17 protein-coding genes are annotated in these 21,003 nt (G+C 40.8%); 6 read left to right on the top strand and 11 right to left on the bottom strand.

The window, feature by feature from the left end; genetic code table 11:
* Position 1 precedes the first annotated feature (1 nt).
* The 4 genes from QUE09_RS16305 (at position 2) to QUE09_RS16290 (ending at position 2,846) form a co-directional block, all read left to right on the top strand.
* Complete coding sequence (locus tag QUE09_RS16305) at positions 2-268, top strand: hypothetical protein (protein WP_286233932.1); 267 nt, start codon at positions 2-4, stop codon at positions 266-268.
* Positions 268-894: a nicotinamide riboside transporter PnuC gene (gene pnuC / locus QUE09_RS16300; RefSeq protein ID WP_286233931.1), complete on the top strand. Its 627-nt coding sequence runs from the start codon at positions 268-270 to the stop codon at positions 892-894. The genes QUE09_RS16305 and pnuC overlap by 1 nt, the downstream gene beginning before the upstream one ends.
* 13 nt (positions 895-907) lie before the next feature.
* Positions 908-1,831 (top strand): phosphotransferase, encoded by a 924-nt coding sequence (locus QUE09_RS16295; protein WP_286233930.1) that lies wholly within the window; start codon positions 908-910, stop codon positions 1,829-1,831.
* Between the two features lie 73 nt (positions 1,832-1,904).
* Entirely contained in the window at positions 1,905-2,846 is a 942-nt protein-coding gene (locus tag QUE09_RS16290; RefSeq protein ID WP_286233929.1) for a substrate-binding periplasmic protein, read from the top strand.
* Positions 2,847-2,880: 34 nt separating this feature from the next.
* On the opposite strand, the gene QUE09_RS16285 is transcribed toward QUE09_RS16290, so the two are convergent.
* From QUE09_RS16285 to QUE09_RS16275, 3 genes are all read right to left on the bottom strand, one after another.
* Positions 2,881-5,955 carry an efflux RND transporter permease subunit gene (locus tag QUE09_RS16285; RefSeq protein WP_286233928.1) on the bottom strand — a complete coding sequence of 1,025 codons (3,075 nt, stop codon included), beginning with the start codon at positions 5,953-5,955 and terminating at the stop codon, positions 2,881-2,883.
* A 2-nt stretch (positions 5,956-5,957) separates the two neighbouring features.
* Positions 5,958-7,055: an efflux RND transporter periplasmic adaptor subunit gene (locus QUE09_RS16280; RefSeq protein ID WP_286233927.1), complete on the bottom strand. Its 1,098-nt coding sequence runs from the start codon at positions 7,053-7,055 to the stop codon at positions 5,958-5,960.
* Between the two features lie 232 nt (positions 7,056-7,287).
* Positions 7,288-8,292, bottom strand: coding sequence for a M28 family metallopeptidase (locus QUE09_RS16275; RefSeq protein ID WP_286233926.1), 1,005 nt, complete (start codon positions 8,290-8,292; stop codon positions 7,288-7,290).
* A 165-nt stretch (positions 8,293-8,457) separates the two neighbouring features.
* Between QUE09_RS16275 and QUE09_RS16270 the strand changes: the two genes are divergently transcribed.
* Together QUE09_RS16270 and QUE09_RS16265 are read left to right on the top strand one after the other, a co-directional pair.
* Positions 8,458-9,030, top strand: a complete 573-nt coding sequence (locus QUE09_RS16270) for a glutathione peroxidase (RefSeq protein ID WP_286233925.1) — start codon at positions 8,458-8,460, stop codon at positions 9,028-9,030.
* 66 nt (positions 9,031-9,096) lie between these two features.
* The gene (locus QUE09_RS16265; protein WP_286233924.1) at positions 9,097-10,119 is read left to right on the top strand and encodes an MltA domain-containing protein; all 1,023 of its coding nucleotides are present in this window, start codon (positions 9,097-9,099) and stop codon (positions 10,117-10,119) included.
* Between the two features lie 41 nt (positions 10,120-10,160).
* Here the strand turns inward: QUE09_RS16265 and zapE are convergent, their stop codons facing one another.
* The 8 genes from zapE to QUE09_RS16225 all read right to left on the bottom strand — a co-directional run bounded on the left by zapE (position 10,161) and on the right by QUE09_RS16225 (position 21,002).
* Positions 10,161-11,384, bottom strand: a complete 1,224-nt coding sequence (gene zapE / locus QUE09_RS16260) for a cell division protein ZapE (protein WP_286233923.1) — start codon at positions 11,382-11,384, stop codon at positions 10,161-10,163.
* Positions 11,385-11,421: 37 nt separating this feature from the next.
* Positions 11,422-13,338: a nucleoside-diphosphate sugar epimerase/dehydratase gene (locus QUE09_RS16255; RefSeq protein ID WP_286233922.1), complete on the bottom strand. Its 1,917-nt coding sequence runs from the start codon at positions 13,336-13,338 to the stop codon at positions 11,422-11,424.
* Positions 13,339-13,439: 101 nt separating this feature from the next.
* Positions 13,440-14,624 (bottom strand): DegT/DnrJ/EryC1/StrS family aminotransferase, encoded by a 1,185-nt coding sequence (locus tag QUE09_RS16250; protein WP_286233921.1) that lies wholly within the window; start codon positions 14,622-14,624, stop codon positions 13,440-13,442.
* A 9-nt stretch (positions 14,625-14,633) separates the two neighbouring features.
* On the bottom strand, positions 14,634-15,263 hold the full coding sequence (locus QUE09_RS16245; protein WP_286233920.1) for an acetyltransferase: 630 nt from the start codon (positions 15,261-15,263) through the stop codon (positions 14,634-14,636).
* Positions 15,256-15,855 (bottom strand): sugar transferase, encoded by a 600-nt coding sequence (locus QUE09_RS16240; protein ID WP_286233919.1) that lies wholly within the window; start codon positions 15,853-15,855, stop codon positions 15,256-15,258. The genes QUE09_RS16245 and QUE09_RS16240 overlap by 8 nt, the downstream gene beginning before the upstream one ends.
* Positions 15,848-17,071 carry a glycosyltransferase family 4 protein gene (locus tag QUE09_RS16235; protein ID WP_286233918.1) on the bottom strand — a complete coding sequence of 408 codons (1,224 nt, stop codon included), beginning with the start codon at positions 17,069-17,071 and terminating at the stop codon, positions 15,848-15,850. Before QUE09_RS16235 ends, QUE09_RS16240 begins: the two co-directional genes overlap by 8 nt.
* A complete protein-coding gene (locus tag QUE09_RS16230) occupies positions 17,068-18,873 on the bottom strand; it encodes a heparinase II/III domain-containing protein (protein WP_286233917.1) in 1,806 nt (601 codons plus the stop codon). The genes QUE09_RS16235 and QUE09_RS16230 overlap by 4 nt, the downstream gene beginning before the upstream one ends.
* Complete coding sequence (locus tag QUE09_RS16225) at positions 18,867-21,002, bottom strand: bi-domain-containing oxidoreductase (RefSeq protein WP_286233916.1); 2,136 nt, start codon at positions 21,000-21,002, stop codon at positions 18,867-18,869. The genes QUE09_RS16230 and QUE09_RS16225 overlap by 7 nt, the downstream gene beginning before the upstream one ends.
* Between the last annotated feature and the right edge of the window lies 1 nt (position 21,003).

The raw sequence follows: 21,003 nt of genomic DNA, 5'->3' as shown, positions 1-21,003 counted from the left end.
CATGAACATTTCAATTGAAATTAGCCTATATCCGCTAGCACAAGAAAAGTTTAAACCTGAGATCTGGGCTTTTATTCATAAATTACGTGCCGTTGATGGTTTGAAAGTTGTTACTAATGGTATGAGTACGCAAGTGTTTGGCGAGTATGACTTAACTATGCAAGCCGTCATGCGTGAAATAAAGCATGTACACCAAACAGTCGATTCTGCGGTGTTTGTTTGTAAGTTTATTGGCGGCGATCGCTCACAAGTAGAAGCAGAGCATTAATGCAAACAACGTTCGAATACTACATGTCTTTACCTTTATGGGAAATTGTAGCGGTTATTGCTTCATTGATGTATGTCGTTTTAGCCGCACGGGAAAGTATTTGGTGTTGGCCTGCTGCATTAGTGAGTACTATCATATATGCAGTAATATTTTATGATGTTTACCTGTGGATGGACGGATTGCTGCAGGTTTATTATTTTGGTATGGCAATATATGGCTGGATGTGTTGGCGACAATCTGTAAATAAAGACACATTGGTTATTCAGCAATGGTCTTCAGTGTGGCATGTTAAAGCATTGTTTTTATTGTCGTTGGTATCTCTAGCCATTGGTTGGTTAATGGCTAATTACACGCCAACACATTTTCCATACATAGATGCAGCAACAACTGTATTCTCTGTGTTTGCAACCTATTTAGTGGCCCAAAAAGTACTCGAAAACTGGCTTTATTGGATCGTGATTGATGCGGTATCAATTTATCTATATCTTGCTAAAGACTTAACACCTACGGCGATGCTATTTGTTTTGTATGTTTTTATGGCAAGTTATGGATACTATCAATGGTTAAAACGCTATAAAGCGGATGGTAAAAACCTTATGAACGACTCGTTGCCATCTTCACGTTAATGATATTTTCCTTATGCAGCTAAGTAACTTAACTATTGTTAAAAAGATTAAACAACTTCCTTGTTTTGCGGAACAGATTTGTGAAGTTAAAACCATTGAACAAGGGTTAAGTGGACATAACTTTAAGGTAACGACCTACCAAGAAGATAAGCAAGCACCAGTAGACTATTTTGTGAAATGGTTTAATAGCCCAAGTGAACAGTCTCAAGTAGAAGTATCAACGACCCGGTTTTTTGCTCAACAAGGGTTATCTCCTCAAGTATTATATAGTTCACAAGATTGTTTGGTTTCCAGGTTTGTAGCAGGCGGTACTTTACAAACCCATTGGGAACAAGGAACATTATCTAAAGACATTTGCCTTAAGCAGACCGCACGTTTATTAGCGACATTACATAAGGTTGTTGTGGGTTCCTCACTGGAAACTTTTGATATGTCCTCGCTGCTGAACACCTTGCTTAATAATGCGACTTTACTATCAAGTGAACATGAATTACTGATACGAACGATTAATCAGCTACCTAAGCTTCAATCTGAAAAATCTCCGGTTGTATGCCATGGAGATGCTAACTTTAGTAATGTACTTAAAGAGACTCAACACCAGTTTTGGCTGATTGATTTTGAATGTTCGATATTAACGGATGCTGAATTTGATATCGCCATGAGTATTGCTATTAACTTGCTTGATGAAAGTGCCAAAGGTGTTCTTATGCAAGAGTATCAAAAGTTGTCAGCAGGATCGCTTGATGTTGATCTTGTTGATGCATATTTACCATATTGTTACTTGATCAACGCACTTTGGTTTATTGCGAAAGCTAAATGTGCTCCTCACGCAACTGGCCTTGGCTACAAAGCTAAGGAACAGTTGCTGTATTTTGATAAATGTGCAAACCTTCCCGTCTCTTTACAGCAAGCGCTTAATGCTTATCTAATATCATAAACATGTGTACTGAGTGATCCTACTCTATACTTAATGTTAATGGCTTTTTTGAGTCGTTTATTTGAGTAGTAAGATGACTAAAGTATCATTTTTCGTCAGTGTAATGTTTTTGGTATTCCACGGTACTGTGGTTAATGCCAACGGCATAGGTCAGTATGATCGAAAAGTAGAAGTGAACTACACCTTTGACGGAAAAACGTATCATTTTATTGGTGAATCACGTCTAAATGGCTTTATCTTTAATCAAAACGGAAATCAAACGGTCACTATTGCAACACTTGATTGGCCGCCCTATGTAGGTCGAGAGCTCTGTAATTTGGGATGGAGTTTACAACTTGCCGTCGCCATATTAACCGCGAAAGACTACCGTGTTGAAGTGTATTTTTATCCTTGGGTTCGCGCTGTAAAGCTCGTTGAAACAGGTAAGATTGATATCTTATTCCCTGAATACTTTATCGAAGACCATGCACCTTCTGATATTTTCTTGGATAAAAAAAGGCGTGAATTACTGGTTCAGTCTAATCAATTTATCGGGGGGAATATTTCACTGTTTAAACGTAAGAGTGACCCTTTTACGTTAGACAATGGGTTAGAATCTTTAACTGGCAAAGTAATTGGTGTGGTTAGAGGATATCAGAATACCCCCGAATTCGATGCCATGATGGATCAGGGGTTAATTTCTACTGTTGAAGCGATTGATGATGCCCAATTATTAAGGTTATTACTCGCTGGCCGTGTCGATCTTATTATTGGTGATGGTAAGGTTTTTAATTACGTTATTGATCATTCTGGTTTCGATGAGAAAACAAAGCAAGCTATCAATCAAACACTTATGCCTCTTAAACCTGTGCTTAAATATAATGCACTTTATTTTGCTATTTCGTTAAATTACCAAGGTTGGAAACCGTTATTAACGGATATTAATTTGGCCCTTATTGCGTTCGATTTATCAGGTGAAATGACCCGTATTTACGAACAGGGTAGCCAATGTGCAGGATCGAATAATAGCCATTAGCAATGACTAATAATGGCTATTATTCAGTTTGTATTTACTTACTTACCGGGGATAACTCAGCTGCCACTTTCGGCTCCCTCGCTTTACCCATTTGTAAAAGGCTTGGTAAGAAAATTAGCGTAAATACCGTACTTACACTCATCCCTCCGACAATAACTGCTGCAATGCCGCGATAAAGCTCTGCTCCAGCTCCTGGGATCATTAACAGAGGTAACATGCCACATATACTGGTCAATGTGCTCATAAGAATAGGGCGTAAACGTAACCTTACTGCTTGTTGAACGGCATCATGTCGTGTTAATCCTTCTCTTTCACCGATGCGTGTTTGATAAACGAGTAAGATCGCGTTGTTAACAACAAGCCCGAGCAAAATAACAAAGCCAATCATGGTTAATAAATCTAATGGTTGAAAAATTATCATATTGGTTATTTGTAGTAAGGCAATACCACCGACGGTTGCTAATGGAATGGTTAACACCACGAGTAAGCTATCTTTAAAAGAACGGAATAAAGCTGACATTAACAAGTACAGTATTGCTAATGCTAATAAGAAACTTTCACTCATGCTGGTTAAAGCTTCGGTCAGTGCTTCTGCAGAACCACGGTAACTTACTGCACCATTTTCAGGTAACTGTGCCATGATTGCTGGTTCAGCGTTTTCCTTAATTAAGGCGATTGCTTCTTCAAGACTAATGTTATCTGGCGGTGTTACTTGTAAGGTTATTGTACGCTTTCTATCTACACGTCTTATTGAACTTGGGCCTGCAGTACGAACAATATCAACCAACTCACCTACCGGCTGAATGCCTGCTTCTGGCGTGTATAATGGAATTGCCGCGAGCTCTTCTGGCGATTCCCAGTCAGTAGAGCGTAAAAAAACATCAAGCCGTTTTTGACCATTAAAGTAGTCGCCAACGTAAAGTCCAGTGCCTAACGCACGAGAAATGGAGGCAACCTGTTGTCGGGTCCATCCGGCTTCGGCAACACGTCGTTCATTAGGTATCATGCGTAATTCGGGTTCGGCAAGTGATAGCCCTGGAGATGGCTGCACTTGTGCACCTTGCAATGCCTGGCTAACTGCGCCGAAACCTATTCGTGCTGCCATTAACAATTGATCAACGTCGTTACCTTGAATGTCGATATCGATGCGTCGACCACCACCTAAATTGCCAAACAGCTCCTCTTGTGACGCAAAAGCTATGGTATCTGGAAAGCCTGCGAGTACTTCACCGTTTATGACATTAATGATGTCTTTAATTGTGTCAGCGTCTGCTGCGCGTCCACCCATGAAGCCAAAGTTGCCAAAGAACCCTAGCCAAGAGTGTTCGATTCTAGGTTCTTTTTCACCGGTTAAATAAGGCATTAATCGGCGGTTAATTTCATCGCTCATTTCTACACGCGCAGCAGGGTAACTTTGCCCAGGAGGCGGGAGTAAAAAAGCATTGAAGGAGTTTTGATTCCCTTTTGGTAGATAATCTACTTTTGGAAATAAAAAGTAACTGCCAGCAAAAGAAAACAACATTAGCCCGAATACCCATGCATAGCGCTTTTGTGGCGTAGAAGTAATGCTCATGATTTTCTGGGTGATGTTGTGCCACCAATGTTCATGTGGATCTTCGTTGTTTACTTCTTTTAATAATCTACGTGCCGCCGTTGGTAATACAGTAACGGCGATAAGTAAAGAGGCGACGATGGCTACCGCAATGGTAATAGCCAAATCAGCAAATAACTGTCCCGACACTTCTTCTAAAAATACGATCGGTAAGAATATGGCAACAGTCGTTGCCGTTGAAGACATTAAAGCGCCCCAAACTTGCGAGGTTCCTTTTAAAGAAGCTTTATGGGGATCTTCGCCTTTTTCTCGTAAACGTACGATGTTTTCTAACACAACTATTGCAGCATCTAACACCATACCTACGGCAAAGGCTAAACCTGCCATTGAAATGATATTGAGCGTACGGCCGGCACTATACATGATCACTAAGGTAACAATAAGTGAAATTGGAATAGAGACAGCAACAATGAGTGTTGCTCTAAACTTACGTAAAAACCACCACAAAACGATAACGGCTAAGAAAATACCAAGTAATAAGTTGTTTTTAACTAGACTCATTGAGCGACCAATATAGATGGTTTCATCGTACATTTGGATCAACTCTAAATTAGCGCGTTTTAATGGACCTTCATTAAGCTCTTTCATGGCGGCCTGTAGCCCTTCCATGACTTGAATTACGTTTACGCCTTGTTCAACTTGCGCATTCATCGCGATCGCAGGTTCACCGTCAAGCGTTAGAATACCGGTTCTATCAGCAAGGGTGAGTTCTACATGAGCGACATCTTTTAACAAAATAGGTTGGCCATCACGCCAATCGAGTATCATGTTTTGTAGTTGTTCAACGCCATATTTACCGGAAAAACGTAAGGTATACTTGCGTCGTCCTACTTCATTAAAACCACCTGAGGTGTCACTGTTGTCGGTTAAGGTTGCTGCGACGGCTGGCACATTAAGCCCTAGATTTGCAGCTTTATATGGATCAAAAGTGATACGTAGTTCAGTAGGTAAACCGCCAAAAGCGTTCGTTTGAGATATCCCTTCAACGCGCTCTAAGCGTGTTTGTATAACTTCTTCGACGTAGTCTTGGTATGAAACTATGTCTCGATTATTACCTTCAGTAGGTTTTAAAGCAAACCAAGCAATCGCCTCGAATGTACTCGCGCCACCTACAGCAATTGTCGGTTCATTGGCATCTGGTGGGTAGAACGGTACTTGGTTCAACGCATTCATAACGTCAATCAATGCGCGTTCTAGATTAACACCGGTTTTATACCTGAGTGTTATTGAACCTTGGCTTTGATTAGAACTCGATTCTAGCAATTCTAAGCCTTGCAAACCTTTTAATACATCTTCCTGGCGTTCAATAATCTCTGCTTCAATTTCTTCAGGAGCAGCAGCTCGCCAACTTGTAGAAATGACTATTTGCGGCTGGCTAATTTCAGGTGTTAGTTGAATGGGAAGTTTAAATAAACTGATTGCACCAAAAAGCGCAATCAGTAAAACAGCTACAACGACAGCGGTAGGGTTTTTAAGTGAGGCGGACGTTAAAGTCATGACTACTTCTCCGCTGCTACGTTGCCAGATACTAGCGCATGATTATTTTTCTTAATGTTTACTGCCTGCCCAGGTTGCAAACGCTCTGCACCACGTATTACCACTAAATCACCTTCGTTGATATCGCCAATAACCTCTAATAGTTCATGCTGGCTAATACCAATTTCTACATTGACTTGTTGTGCTGTATTGGTGTCGTCGACAATAAAAATAGAGGTTTGATTTCGTCTAAGTACTAACGAATCTCTTGGTACGGCTAATGTTTCTTTACTTGCCCCCGTTGCAACCGCTGCTTTGATATCCAGTCCTATTGGCCAATCTAAGTTCCTCATATCTAAACGCACTTCCATTAAATGGGAGCGTGAATCTGCAACTGGAATTATCGATTTTATCGGGGCAACGCCTTCACCTAATGGTGATTTTATTGCGAGATCAGTACTTTGCTTTAAAAAGCGGTAGGCCGTTAGCGGGGCGAATAATGACGCTTCAACATTGGCTGTCTCGACCAATCGAATAATCGCATTGCCGTTATTAACGAATTCACCTTGATTACGAAGCCTTTTGGCAACAATACCATCGAATGGTGCGCGAAGTTTAGTATAGGCTAAGTCTTGTTCAGTTTGCGCGAGCCTTGCTTGCTCTGCCGCTAAATAGGCTTTTGCTTTATTGTAATTAGCCGTTGTTTCTTCCAACAACTGTTGAGCAATTAGCTTCTGTTTTACCAGGGCTTGCTTTCTTCTAACTTCTGCTTTCTCAAATGCCAATGCTGCCTTAGCATTTTCGACATTGGCCGTTAATTCTTGTAATTGAAGCTTTAATGGTTTGTCATCAAGCTGGGCAATGATGTCTCCTTGCTTTACTTCTACGCCTAAGTCAGCAAGTTGCAACAGCCGGCCAGAAACATTGGCAGCAATTTCTGAGTTATTGCGGCTGACAACTGAGCCTGAAACCCAAGCAACGGGTGAAAGTGTTGTTTTTATCACTTCAGTAACGTTAACATTAGCGGCGCGCCCTTGGAATGCCTCGCTCGTGGCTGAAAGAAACGTTAATGGCAGTAAAAGGCCATAGGCGAAAGTTTTGGAAAAGTGAAGTATATTCATTGTAACTGGCAACTCTTACGTTATTGTGACTCACTTATTGTAAGTCAACTTCTTTAAAATTCATGTCCCTATTGAAGAAACTAGCGTTCATTTTAGTGTTACTAACGCTTTTACTTAACATTAAAAATCGGTAACGACTAGTTCCACGTATAGCGTGCTTAATCTTATCAATAATAGCAACGGCGATACGTTGGCGCACTTGATAATTAGGATAAGTGGTTGAACACTTAAATTATTTAAACAAGTATAACTCAGGCTTATTTAATAATTCGGTTAAAACCGTAACATTCTGTGTTAATTGACGAGCTAATCGCCCTGGAAAGAGCGTATTTATTTTATCTAGCTGATCAAATTTGGTATGCCACATTTTACCCCATTGTTTTTCTTCATCACGTTGGCATGCGGTTTTGTTTGTTTTGTCAAAACAGTCCCATGTTTCCTCATGCGTTGTTTGTGAATAGCCATCAAACCCGTCTTCTCCATTAATCGTGAAGTTTGTCGACTCAACATAGGCGATTGGAATGCCTGCACAAGCAAATGGTGCGTGATCAGACCATGCACCGGTGACACCTTCAGGATAACCCGGATAAGCAGGGTGTATTGTATAGTGATGTTCTTTACTTAATGTTGCCTGAGAGGCTGACAATAGCGCATCTCTCGCCAATGTGTCACTGTTAAAAGGCAAGTCGTTATCTGCGCATTTATATGGCGTTGTATGTGCGCTATGAACATAAGTAATATCTCCACCTGCAATGGTGTCGAAATTGATCATCGCTATTATGTTTTTAAGTGCTTTTGGTTGGTTGACCAATTGGGAAACATAATACTTTGAGCCCTTTAGCCCGTTTTCTTCAGCACCAAAAGCAATAAAACGAATATTTATTTTTGACGGTTTTTGGCGTTGAGCAATATTTTTTGCAATAGCAAGCATTGCGGCGACACCAGCGCCATTATCAATCGCTCCTAAAGAGCCTTTATTTGCCGCTGTAGAATCGTAATGTGCACCTAAAATAACCGTTAATGCAGCGTTTGGATTTGAATCGACAATAATATTGGCAGAGTCTTGTAGTACACCAAAGTTAAATGCTTGTGTTTTTGGTTGGTAGCCAAGAGCTTTAAAAGCGTTAACAATAAACGTAGCAGTTTGTTTTTCTTCAATAGTGCCAGCTTCTCTTGCACCAATACCATTTTGACCAACTAGCTGTTCAAGGTACTGATAAGCTGCGTCTTTTTCCATTTCCTTGGCAGTTATATTTAGTGAGGTTGTCAATATTATTGTTGTTAAAATGAGTCGAATTACCACAGTAAATTTCCATAAATAATTGAAGATACATTGATTGTACTTGATCTTTTAATGAAAAAGCATCGTAATCTACCACATTAGTTTGCAAGGTGATGTGTCATGAAAAAATTATTTGGATTATTAATTGTACTTGTATTTCATACCAATGTTTGGGCAAAAGCTGATGATGCGCCCAGTTGTCCTAATTATTTACAAACAACAAAACAAAAATTACACTCTTCTCAAACGGTTAATCTGTGTGAGTTGACACAAGGTAAACCTGTGTTGATTGTTAATACCGCGAGTAATTGTGGTTATACACCGCACTTTAAACAGCTTGAGGCGATTCACAAGAAATACCAAAAACAGGGACTTGTTGTGATAGGTTTTCCATCGGATGATTTCTTCCAAGAAGAAGATGATGAACAAGAAACCGCTAAAATCTGTTATATAAATTACGGTGTCACTTTTACTATGCTTTCAACGAGCGCAGTAAGAGGGAGTGATGCCAACGATGTTTTTCAGTATTTGTCAGATAAAGCAACGTCTCCTAAATGGAATTTTTATAAGTATTTAGTTGATGGTAAAGGCAAAACAGTACAAGCATTTAGCCCCAGAGTTTCGCCAGATAGCGACGAATTTATTCAAGCACTTGAAGCGACATTAGCAGAATCAACGTTAAGTAACGGGTAAGTTTGTTCATTGAAGAAGTACGGGTTTATTGTTCTGTTATGCACTTTTTCGGTCAATGCGCAGTTTGTGTTAGATGCACGACCTGCCATTGATAAAAAGAGTAAGGTATCAGCTAAGTCGCTTTGTCAGGTTGCAAGGAATACCCTTGCCTACATGCGACAGCATCCTGAAGATTCATTTGCCGTTCATGCAGGTGAAGCATTATTACCGCAAGCTAACTTATCGCGTGTTAAAGCGACGTTAGCGTTTGTTTGTCAGTTACAAGACAAACAACTAGATGTGGCGTTTTTAAAACAACACTTTGATTTTTATCACTGGTTACCTGATAAGAAAACGGCTAACTTGCGCGCCAAGAAAAGTACAAGCGATGTTAAAAAGCGGCTATTAATGGGTATGCCTGAACATCAGATCTTGTTGACAAAGTATTACATCAAATTACTTCATGCGAGTGAACAACCATCTAAACACTATTCACAAGCAATATACGCCTTACCATTTGATGAACAAGGCATGACAAAAAAAGAGGCACAACAACAAAAAAATACGCTCACACGATTCCGTTACACACGACAAGAAATAATTGATGGTGTATTACTTGAAAATGACCTTGCAAAGCCATTAGTTTGGCTTACTGAAGATGCCTTACACGATGTACTGTTGCAAGGTACAGGTGTAGTCGATGTTGACGGTGTAACACGCTATTTTAATGTTCACCGTAATAATGGTATTGGTTATGATTATACCTTGGGTAAACGCCAACAAGCACGATATTGGTATTTCGCTGAAGTACCCAATGTGCTGGGTTATGGTACGGAAATTACGAATAAAATTGTTATCGAAAAGGATGTTGCATTTGCCGGTAATGTTAAGCAACTCGGGTTAGGAAAACTATTTCTAATCCAAATTGAAAAAGAAAATGCTAAGGTCTTGCAACTCGGTGTGTTAGCTGATCAGGGAGGCGCTTTTGATAATAACCTCTTTCAGCTCGATTGGCTAAAAGGCAGTTATGTTGGTTGGCAAGATTATTATCAAGAAAACAAAGTGTATGCAGATTATGCTACAGCGTGGTTGTTATTGAAAAAGCAGTAAAGACCTAAGTGACGTTTCTAAACTGTGTACGGCAATTATGGTTAAAGATATGGTGACGCTGATCTTTTATGCTGATATTCGACGGTAGACATTTCAATTAAACGACTTTTAGCACGTTCAAATTCAAACAATAAAGTACCGCTGTTATACAACTTAGCTTGCGCAACGTGTGCGGTTATAACCACAGTAATATGGCGATCATAACATTCATCTATTAGGGCGATAAATCTTCTCGCAGCATCATCTAAGGGGGCTAACATGACTTCACGTTGGCCTGTCTCACTTGCTGCAATGTTAATGTTTGAGCCGTTGTCTTCAGTACCTCTGGCTTTAATCGTTTCGTTAGCAGCACCGCTCATATTCGGGACATTGAACAACAAAATAGTGTCAAATATGTTAGCGAGTTCCACGTAATCGAAGTGGCTACGTGGTCCTTGGCAAAGTGTTGAAAATTCAAAACAAATGATATTCTTTTTTCCATCTCGTAATTGAGCAATATAGTGAATATCTCGCCCCAAAATTGTGATCTTATTATTTCGATTCTCACGTTGAGGAACAGTGTTTTGCGGGGCAGTGTGCAAACCAAATTGCTTCAGCAGTGCGTTGTGAATATTGTGTTGTTGTGCTTGGTCGCAGGGTAACTCAATGTAGTTCTTAGCGTAAGTTAGCACTCGCTTTCTGTGATCTTTTTCTCCGTCTAAATGTAATATGTCAGTGTGCTGCTCTATGGCAGTAATAGCCGGTAAAAAACGCGCTCGTTGCAAGCCGTTTCGGTACAGAGCTTGTGGCGCACAATTACTCGTGCAAACGACAACTACTCCAAACTCGAAAAGGTATTTAAGTAAGTTACCTAAAAGCATGGCGTCACCAATATCGGTAACAAAAAACTCATCAAAACATAACACTCGATGTTGTTTGCTAAACTGTTGAGCGACATATTTCAGCGGTTCAGTGCGCCCTACGCAGTAATTAAGTTGCTGATGAACATCTTGCATAAAATGGTGGAAATGTTGCCGTTTACATACTTTTTTTGGCAAACTCGCAACAAATAAATCCATCAAAAATGTTTTGCCGCGACCTACTTTCCCCCATAAATAAAGCCCTTTTAGTGACCTTCTCTTGTGTTGAAACCATGCGGATTTGGCGGTAAGGGCAACATACAGTTTTTGTAGGTATTCAACCGCTTCATGCTGAGACTTGTCGACGTCAATTTCATGTGAATCGATTAATAGCTGGTATTGATTGTTTGGAGAGCGTTGAGACATTACGACAGGGGGCTATTAGTATTGTATTATTCTATCATTAACTGGCGATAGAAGATGGGTTACTCGTTGATACTTTTTCATTAGTTTCATTTTCTAATGATTCTTGCTCGGGTCTGTATTCTAGCGGGGCATTCAGGAGAATGTTGCGCAGCGCGTCAGTATCTTCTGCACGCATGGCATCATTGATTTGATTTAATAAGCGATTTACATCGGGCCAACACAAGGAGCGTTCGTTTGCTGTTAGTATCCTTTCGTGGCGTGTCGGCTGCGCATGATCATCAATTAATAGCTCTTCATACAACTTTTCACCAGGTCTAAGGCCACTGTATTTTATTTCGATGTCTCCTTGAGGATTTTGCGCATCTTTAATGGTGAGCCCCATTAGGTGGGTAATATTATAAGCCAAATCAACGATTTTAACTGGCTCACCCATATCAAGGACAAAAACATCTCCGCCTGTACCCATAGCGCCTGCTTGAATCACTAATTGTGCCGCCTCTGGAATGGTCATAAAGTAGCGAATAATATCTGGGTGAGTGATCGTGATTGGACCGCCGGCACGTATTTGCTTTTTAAACAGTGGCACGACAGAGCCAGAGGAGCCTAGTACATTGCCAAACCGAACCATGACAAAGCGCGTATTATGATCTCTAGGTGCTAACGACTGGAGTATGAGCTCAGCTAAACGTTTTGTAGCGCCCATTACATTAGCAGGACGCACAGCTTTGTCTGTTGAAATCAAAACAAATGTTTCTACCTCACAGAAAATTGCTGCCTGAGCAATTTCATAAGTGCCTAACACATTATTAGAGATACCCGCCATGACATTGTGCTCAACAAGTGGCACATGTTTATAAGCGGCGGCATGATAGATTGTTTGGACTTGTTCGCTATGGAATATGCTGCTCATCAGCATACCGTTTTGCACATTGCCGATTAAGGGCACGAGTGGAATTGTCGCATTAACTTCTTGAAGGTATTCACTCAACTCTTGATTAATTTCATATAAGAAGGCCTCACTAACATCTAACAGAACAAGCTTTTTTGGATCTTGATGAATGATTTGTCGACATAATTCTTTACCGATTGAGCCACCTGCGCCAGATACCATGACCACCTTATTTTTGATGTTAGCACTGAGTAATTCAGGGATTGGTTCGACAGGCTCTCTACCTAATAATTCGGTTATAGAAACTTCACGTAATTCATCAATTTTTTGCTTTCCTGACAGAATATCCGCCATCGGGGGAATTGCGAGTAACTCAAGCGCATGAGGCTCTATTGCGGCAACAATTTCCTGCATGCGTGTTTGACGTACTTTTGATACCGCAATGAGCACTTTAAATTGCCCATAACTTTTGAGTAATTTTTCAATATGCGTCAATGCATATATTTTAAGGCCTAGTACTTCTCTACCATGATATCGACTTTTCTCGTCGATAAACGCAATAGGTTGGTATTGGTTACCTGCTAATAGCGTATTCGCCAATTGACGACCCGTACTACCTGCACCGTAAATGATCACGGCTTCGCGTTCATCAAAGAGTTTATGATTAGTTATTAGTCCAATTACCGCGCGCGCACCGGCAATTAAACTAGCGGCTAAAACAAAAAAAACAATCGGGACTGAGCGCGGTACAAAGGCGTCAAAAAATAAACCGGATAGATAAAATATTAGCGTTGAAAGCCCTAGTATTCCGATAACCTTAAGTGTTGCACGTGAGTTAAAGTATCTAACGACGGAGCGGTAGATACCGAGAAAATAAAAGATGAGCATTGTGCCTAAACATACATGCAGAAATACCGCCCATTCCGGCCAGTCAAAGGAAATATTGGTTGCGCCTAAACGCATCAAATAGGCAAGAAAAAATGCCGCGCCTAGCGCGGTAACATCATAGGTTAATGCGAGTAGTAACTTTGCAGAGCTTGGAATTAAATCAATTTTTCTTATCATCGGGAAAACCCTGTATACCAAACATTATTAAGCTAACATTTCAGTGCAAGTTAACACGTGATGCTAATCTTAAAATGTTAACTTTTTGTTATATTAACAGGTTAAATGTTGCTGTCTGCAATTTTGTTGCAAATTTGTTCAATAACGTGGCAAGTTTTTTCTATTTCTTGTTGTGTAAGTGTTGGGTGCACTAAGAACATGAGTGTTGTTTCACCTAATTGGTGAGCATTAGCTAACGGTTTTTCTGGTCTAAAAGGCGTGTTATCAAACGCTTTTTCAAGATAAACTTCTGAGCAACTTCCAGAAAAACAAGGTATGCCTTGTTCTGATATTGCTTGGCTAATAGCGTCGCGCGACCAATTTGAGGGTAATAACGTTGGACGGACAAATACACAACATTTATAAAAAGCATGCTCAATATTGTCAGGCAATTCTGGCACACGTAAAAATGGATATTTCTGACAAGTGTTAAATATTCGTTTTGCGTATTCACTTCGAAGGGCATGCCAAGCAGGCATTCTTTTTAATTGAATGCGGCCAATGACTGATTGCATTTCGGTTAGGCGCCAATTGGTGCCAAATGACTCGTGTAGCCAGCGATAACCAGGGGGATGTGATTTTTCGTAAACCGCTGCATAAGATTTTCCATGATCTTTAAATGCCCACGCTTTTCGCCAAATAGCTTCACTATTGGTGGTTAACATGCCGCCTTCACCACCCGTGGTCATAATTTTGTCTTGGCAAAATGACCACGCACCAATATGACCTATGCTGCCAACGCTTTGGCCCTTGTATGTTGCACCGTGTGCTTGTGCACAATCTTCAATGACGAAGAGGTCATGCTCATTGGCTAAAGCCATAATAGCGTCCATATCGCATGGCCAACCAGCTAAATGCACACAGATAATGGCTTTTGTTTTTTGTGATAATACGGCACTAATTGTTTGGGCGGTAATGTTTTGTGAGTCAATATCGATATCGGCAAATACGGGCGTTGCACCGGCATTTATAATGCTGCTTACAGAAGCAATAAAGGTTCTAGACGTGACAATAACTTCATCACCTGCACCGATATTTAAACTATGCATGGCTAAATCGAGCGCTAAGGTACCATTTGCAACGGCTACAGCATATTTACTGTGTGTATACTGGGCAAACTCTTTTTCAAACGCTCGGCCTTCGTTGCCCGTCCAGTAATTAACTTTGTTAGATAATAAAACACCTGATACGGCGTCAGCTTCTTCTTGGCTGTAATGAGGCCAAGGTGATATTACGGTGTTTTGCACAAAAGTTCCTTAATCGATATCTTTAATACGTTTAGCAGGCACGCCAACATATAGACCATTTGCTTCGGTCGATTGAGTTACAGCAGCACCAGCACCAATTTGAGTATTTTCTGCTATGTCTACACATTGAACTGAGCAACTACCAACACCAAAGCAGGAGTATGTGTTGATTTTAATCCCTCCTGCTAAGTTTGCGCCCGGCGAAATGTGTACTGCATTAGCGAGATGGCAATCATGATCGACGGTTGCGCCTGTATTGATGATACAAACGTTTTCCAATGTTGTACCTGGGTTGATAACCGCATTAGCAAAAATCACATTACCTGCGCCTAACGTAACATGTTTACTGACTACAGCGCGTGGGTGAATAATATTAGGTAATCGTGCGCTTGATTTGGCTAAGGCGTGATATAGGGCTAAACGTGACTTATTATTGCCGATGGCTAATGCGAAATCATAGTCATCTTGATAACACTTCCATTGAGAAGATTTATCAATAATAGGCCAGTTTAAGTTTGTTTCTCGCTCAGGGTATGTATCGTCTAAAAATGCAATTTCCGAGTATTGTCGGCTCGCTTCTGCACAATCGGCAATGACCCTGCCATGTCCACCAGCGCCGATAATTAGTAATTTACTCATGTTGATTCCCCTTAAATTTACTCATGGTTACTTGCCCCTCAGCATGAATATCTGCTTTGGTAATAACCTTTTTTACGGTCATTAATAATATCTTTATGTCTAACCACAATGATTGATGATCCACATACCAAACATCAAGTAAAAATTTATCTTCCCATGTGATCGCGTTACGACCATTAACTTGAGCCCATCCTGTGATCCCTGGTTTTACGTTATGTCGTCTTGCTTGCTCATTGGAATATAAAGGTAAATATTCAACAAGTAGTGGCCTTGGCCCGACTAAGCTCATGTTACCTATTAAGACATTCCACAGCCCTGGCAGTTCATCTAAACTGCTCGCTCGCAGCGATTTTCCAAAAGCGGTTAAACGATCTTCATCAGCAAGCGGTACGCCATTAGTATCTGTGGCATCACGCATGGTTCTGAATTTAAGCATATTAAATACGTTACCATTTAACCCTGGTCTCGGTTGTTTAAAAAAGACTGGTCTTCCAAGGTTTTTTGCAACTCGCCACGCAATGAATAGTAGAAGTGGAGACAACAATATGAGAGCAGTCGCTGAAACGACAATATCAAAGAAGCGTTTAATCATTGTTGGCGTGCACCTGTTCAATATAGTCAACAAATTGCTGAGCGAGTTGTTGACGAGAAAACTGCTGCTTTGCTAACTTACGGGCATTTTTCCCCATTTGTTTGCATAAGGACTCTTGTGTTGATAGCTTTATTAAAGCATCGACTAACGCAGGTGTATTATCAGGCTCGACCGCTATTCCGCATTGATGTTCAGTAATAGCTTCCGCAAGCCAACCAGGGTAGTTGTTGATTACGGGAAGGCCCGCAGCGATATAGTCAAAAAATTTATTGGGCGAAGTACCATGATAAAAGGCTGGAATGTTCGCTAACACTTGTAAACCAACATCAGCACGATTGAATAGTTTCGCTAATAATGCCTTGTTAATTGGCGCTAAAAAAATGATATTAGACAGCTTTTTGTCGTTGGCAAGTCTCATTAATTCGGGCTTTAACTTTCCTTGGCCAACCAATAGAAACTTAATTTGTGGTGCCTGTTTAAGTGTCATTTCTGCGGCGTTTATGATGGCATGCAAGCCATTTGCTTGGCCGTGCGTTCCTGAAAACACTGCGACAAAATCATCGCTATTAATGCCCTCAGGTTGCCACTCATCTAGACTCTGTGCAAAGATATCGAGATCACAACCGTTTGGAATTAATGCGATATTTTTGTCCTGAGCAATATGTTGTTTTATACCCGTTACAATACCTGGCGATAACCCTATATGGCCATGTGCGGATCGATAGGCTAAACGTTCTAAACTGGACATGGCAAACAAAACTAAAGGGTTAGTGATCACTCCCATGGCTTTGGGTAATTCCGGCCAGAGATCACGCACTTCGAAAATGAAGGTTTTACGTTTTAGCCAACGCGCCGCAAGCCCAGGCAACGCTGCGGTGAGCGGTGTGGTGGTGGCAAATGCTAAATCATAATCATGCTTTAACGCTATTTTTATTGATTTGTAGGCAAATTTAGCAAACACCAACGTCCGCTTTAGCAATGATTGCGCGTTAGCATAGTCAATTTCAAATTCGATAATATCGATATTATCAACGGTTCCTCGTCGCTGACCATTAACAAATGGCATGGTCAGCCCAGTATTGCCGCCACTGTATGACCCACAAACCATGGTAACTTGATGGCCTTGTGCTGTCAGTTTTCTAGCCATTTCATAGGAGCGAATTCCCGTAGCGCCTTTTGGAGTAGAAAAGTGTTGATGAAAGTAGAGGATTCTCATACAACTTTGCTTACGGTGGTAGTGATTATTCCCGGTCTATCGATGATCAATTCAATAACAGTAATGGGTTCTTTTTTTAAATAGTAACGTGAGTACCACCCTTCAACAAGTGATAGTTTGTTAATTTTAACGGTGCTGCTTAGCGTTATTTTATAGTATTTGTTTGAAATTGTTTGGCCGCTTAACTGCCAATTGCTTGGTGAGAGGTGCCAACGTAGGCAAGCTTGCTTGGTAAAACTGTTTACGGTATCAATGATGATAGCTTGTTTGTCTTTTAGACTGACTTGTCGACAATGTTGGTGTGCTTTACTATTATATTTTGCTGATAGGGTATGACTTTGTCGTTCTATAACATAAACTTTGATCCAATCAGCGTATAAAAACCGTGAGATTTTTTTCATTTGCTCATCTTCGTCGAACATCACGGTATTTTGTGCGCGTGTGCTTGGAAAATAGTCCTGCCATTTTGGATGACAGTTGTAACTATAGGTGCCGGTTCCAATAAAAATATTGTCAGAGCCACACCATAAATCGATATGCAATGCGTCACATTGAGTCGGACGAAATTTTGCTGTTGGTGTTGATAAAAATGCCCGCCAATGCCCTCTCTTCAAGTGTTGATAGTCACTGTTGAGCGCATGGAGTGTTGGCTCATTAACTTTTAGGGGCTCGCTATTATGGAACAGTTGAGCAAGCTGCTGAAAGTCACCTTGTTGATAACGCGTTTTTTTTAAAAACAGCTGATACGCCCATTGCACACTGGGTCTAAAGTCGAGATAGTCACATGGTGTTACTGGTAGCAGTTGGGCACCATCATTAAGACCTAAAATGGGTGTTTGCCCTGTACTAGGATCTGTAATGCTGTCTAGCCATAGCGTTGCATGTTTTAATGCTTGATACCAAGCATCAGAGAATGCGGATAGTTGATATTTATCCCTAAAAAACTCAGTGAGCGAGGCGCAATCTAACATTAACCGATGGTAATTGCTGGAATGTTGACTAAAACAGCCGTCTTCTTCAATTAGCTTTTTGCAGCGATTTTCAAATGTTTTCCGCCCCAAGTTCAACCACGTTAATAATTGCGCTTTGTTATCACAAGCGGGTTGTTGCAGCAGTACTGCACTGCCAATGTAAAGCGCGGCAGCTTCACTGGTGCCGTGGTTATTATCTTGTGCAATTGCGTAGCTAACCGTTGGCGCGATGCGCTGTAAATGTGCGGTGAGTAAAAGCTTAAGCGACGAGCTCAGTTCTTTATCTTGGTGCAAAAGGTGCGCGGTGGCGGCTAAATGCATAACGCGAATAGATGCTTCTTGGCCACATTTCCAGTTAACGCCTTGATTGACCGGATTACTTTCTAACCATTGATTTAAGTGTAAGTTTAGCCGCTGCAGGTAAGCTTGTTTGCCTGTTTTTAGGTATTGCAAGGTTAACGAAAACAACCACGTAAACCTTGAAAGTTCCCAGACACCTTTAATATCACCTATGGCTAATGCAAAATCACTTATACGACTCCAATGTCGACGATTATTAGTAATATGGTGGTGATTAATTATCGAGGTTAGCCAATCGATATCTTGTTTAACGTCAACAGGCATCCAACCAAATGCTTTAGTGTCAACCGTACGTATGTTCTCGTTACCGTTATCGTTATTCATTGTGGTAAAGAACCTGTCTGGATAGCTTTGCTTATCAATGGGCATTATTTTTTCGAAATAGCCTATTTTTACCTTTACGCGATAAAACGCTACCGCCAAAACATTGGTTATGCCAAGACGATAATAGGTGACAAGCTTACTTAACATTCGTGTGATTCTGCCTTTGCAAGTAGGGCAGCAACATTAAGCGTTGCTTGTGATACTTCGAAAATTTCTTCAACAGGTATTGGACTCTTGAGGCCGTTTGCTATTGCATCGACAAAAGCTTTTGCACAGGCTTTTTGTCCTTTGTCTTGTTGCCATAAGTTCATTTTTTTGAAGTTTTTAAAACCGTAGCCGGTCATTTTTCGAAAATTATCCAGTTGAATCACTTTGTTTTCAGCAAACACTTCGATACGCTCTTTTGGAAAAGATGCTGCGCCATTTGCCAGATAATGAATTGTGCCAAAACTGCCATCTTCAAAACTCAAGGTAATGGCAACTTTATCTTCTGTAATGGCAACTTTGCCTTTACTGCCCATTTGCTGCGCCTGAATATTGCTAATTTTACTGTCAGCAAGAAAACGCATAAGGTCGATAAAATGGCACGCTTCACCGATAATACGGCCACCACCAATAGCTGGGTCTTGCGTCCAATGCGCTTTAGGAATTTCCCCAGCGTTGATTGTCATAATAAAAGATTTAGGCGCTGTGCTGCCTGCTAGCAACGCTTTCATTTTTACAATATGAGGCGCAAAACGTCGATTAAAACCAACCATAAGCAATTGATTATCTGTTGCTTGGTATTGTTTTACTACACTGTCATGTTGTTGTTGATTAATGGCGAGCGGCTTTTCAACAAAAACGTGCTTTTGATTAGCAAGTGCTTGATTAACAAACGTGGCATGGCTGTTATGTTGCGTTACTATCGCGATTGTATTGATGTTGTCATTGTTTAACATCGCATCGGTATCTGTGGTTGCTTGTAAAAAACCATTGTTTTTGCCGTGAATAACACTGCTGACTCCCGTGGAAGTCGCTATGGTATGTAAGTTTGCATGCGCGGCTTTAAACGCGGGAATAAGTACTCGAGAGGCATAATTTCCCGCGCCGACAAAGCCGATAACCACATCGTCGCTAGTTGCTTTAGCTTCATTCAAGGTTAATGTTTTAATGACAGGCGCTGGGCTTTTTGGATAAGTGAGTAATATACCGAGTGCTGACTTATTATCGGATAACTCTTGGTAAGCATTTAGTGCATCTTCAAATAAAAATCGATGACTAATTAATGGCTTAACGTTTAATTTCCCCATTGCCATCATATCTAATATCGCAATGAAATTTCGTTGTTCTGTCCAGCGCACAAAGCCAAGCGGATAATCATGTCCTTGTGTTTCATACTTGTCATCATAGCGACCAGGCCCATAAGAACATGACACTTGAAAACTCAGCTCTTTCTCATAAAATTCACTACGATTTAATTCGAGCCCCGTCACACCAACTAAGACTATGCGTCCTCGTTTACGTGACATATTTGCCGCTTGAGAAACGGGATCACTCGATGATGTAGATGCCGTGATAATGACGGCATCTACACCTTGTTGGCGACTAAAAGCGAGACCTGTTTTAATGGGATCTTCACCTTGTTTTGGATTACAAGTTTCAGCGCCAAATTGCTGTGCCAATGCTAGTTTTTGTTGATCAAAGTCTACTGCCAAAACACGGCAGCCTTGGGCAATTAGCAACTGAATTGTGAGTAAACCTATTAAGCCTGCACCTATAACAACAACCTGTTCCCCTAATGTAGGTTTGGCAAGACGAATACCTTGCAAGCCAATAGAAGCAAGTACGGTAAAGGCGGCACTTTCATCGTCGACATTATCCGGTATTTTCGCGATTAAATTTTTTGCTATTCTCACTGTATCAGCGTGAGGACCGTTGGAAACAACGCGGTCGTTAACATTGATGTCATGCACACCTGGACCAACACTTTGTACCTTACCAACATGACAATAACCTAACGGTAAAGGTTGAGCGAGTTTTGATCTTACTGCATCAACAGTGGTTAATAGACCATCGGTTTGTATTTTATCGAGCACCATTTTTACTTTTTCTGGTTGTTGGCGCGCTTTATCAATTAATGACGCTTTACCAAAATCAACCAACATACGTTCTGTGCCAACACTGATAAGGCTAACCGATGAAGTGATGACAACGTGGCCTGCTTTAACTTGTGGTGCTGGCGCTTCAACGATTGTTGTTTCACCTGTTCCCATATTTTGTAAAATTTGTTTCATT

Source organism: Thalassotalea sediminis (assembly GCF_030295915.1).
GTDB classification, from domain to species: Bacteria; Pseudomonadota; Gammaproteobacteria; order Enterobacterales; family Alteromonadaceae; genus Thalassotalea_C; species Thalassotalea_C sediminis.
The sequence above is the reverse complement of the archived record's forward strand: the minus strand, read 5'-3'. Positions and strand labels throughout refer to the sequence as shown.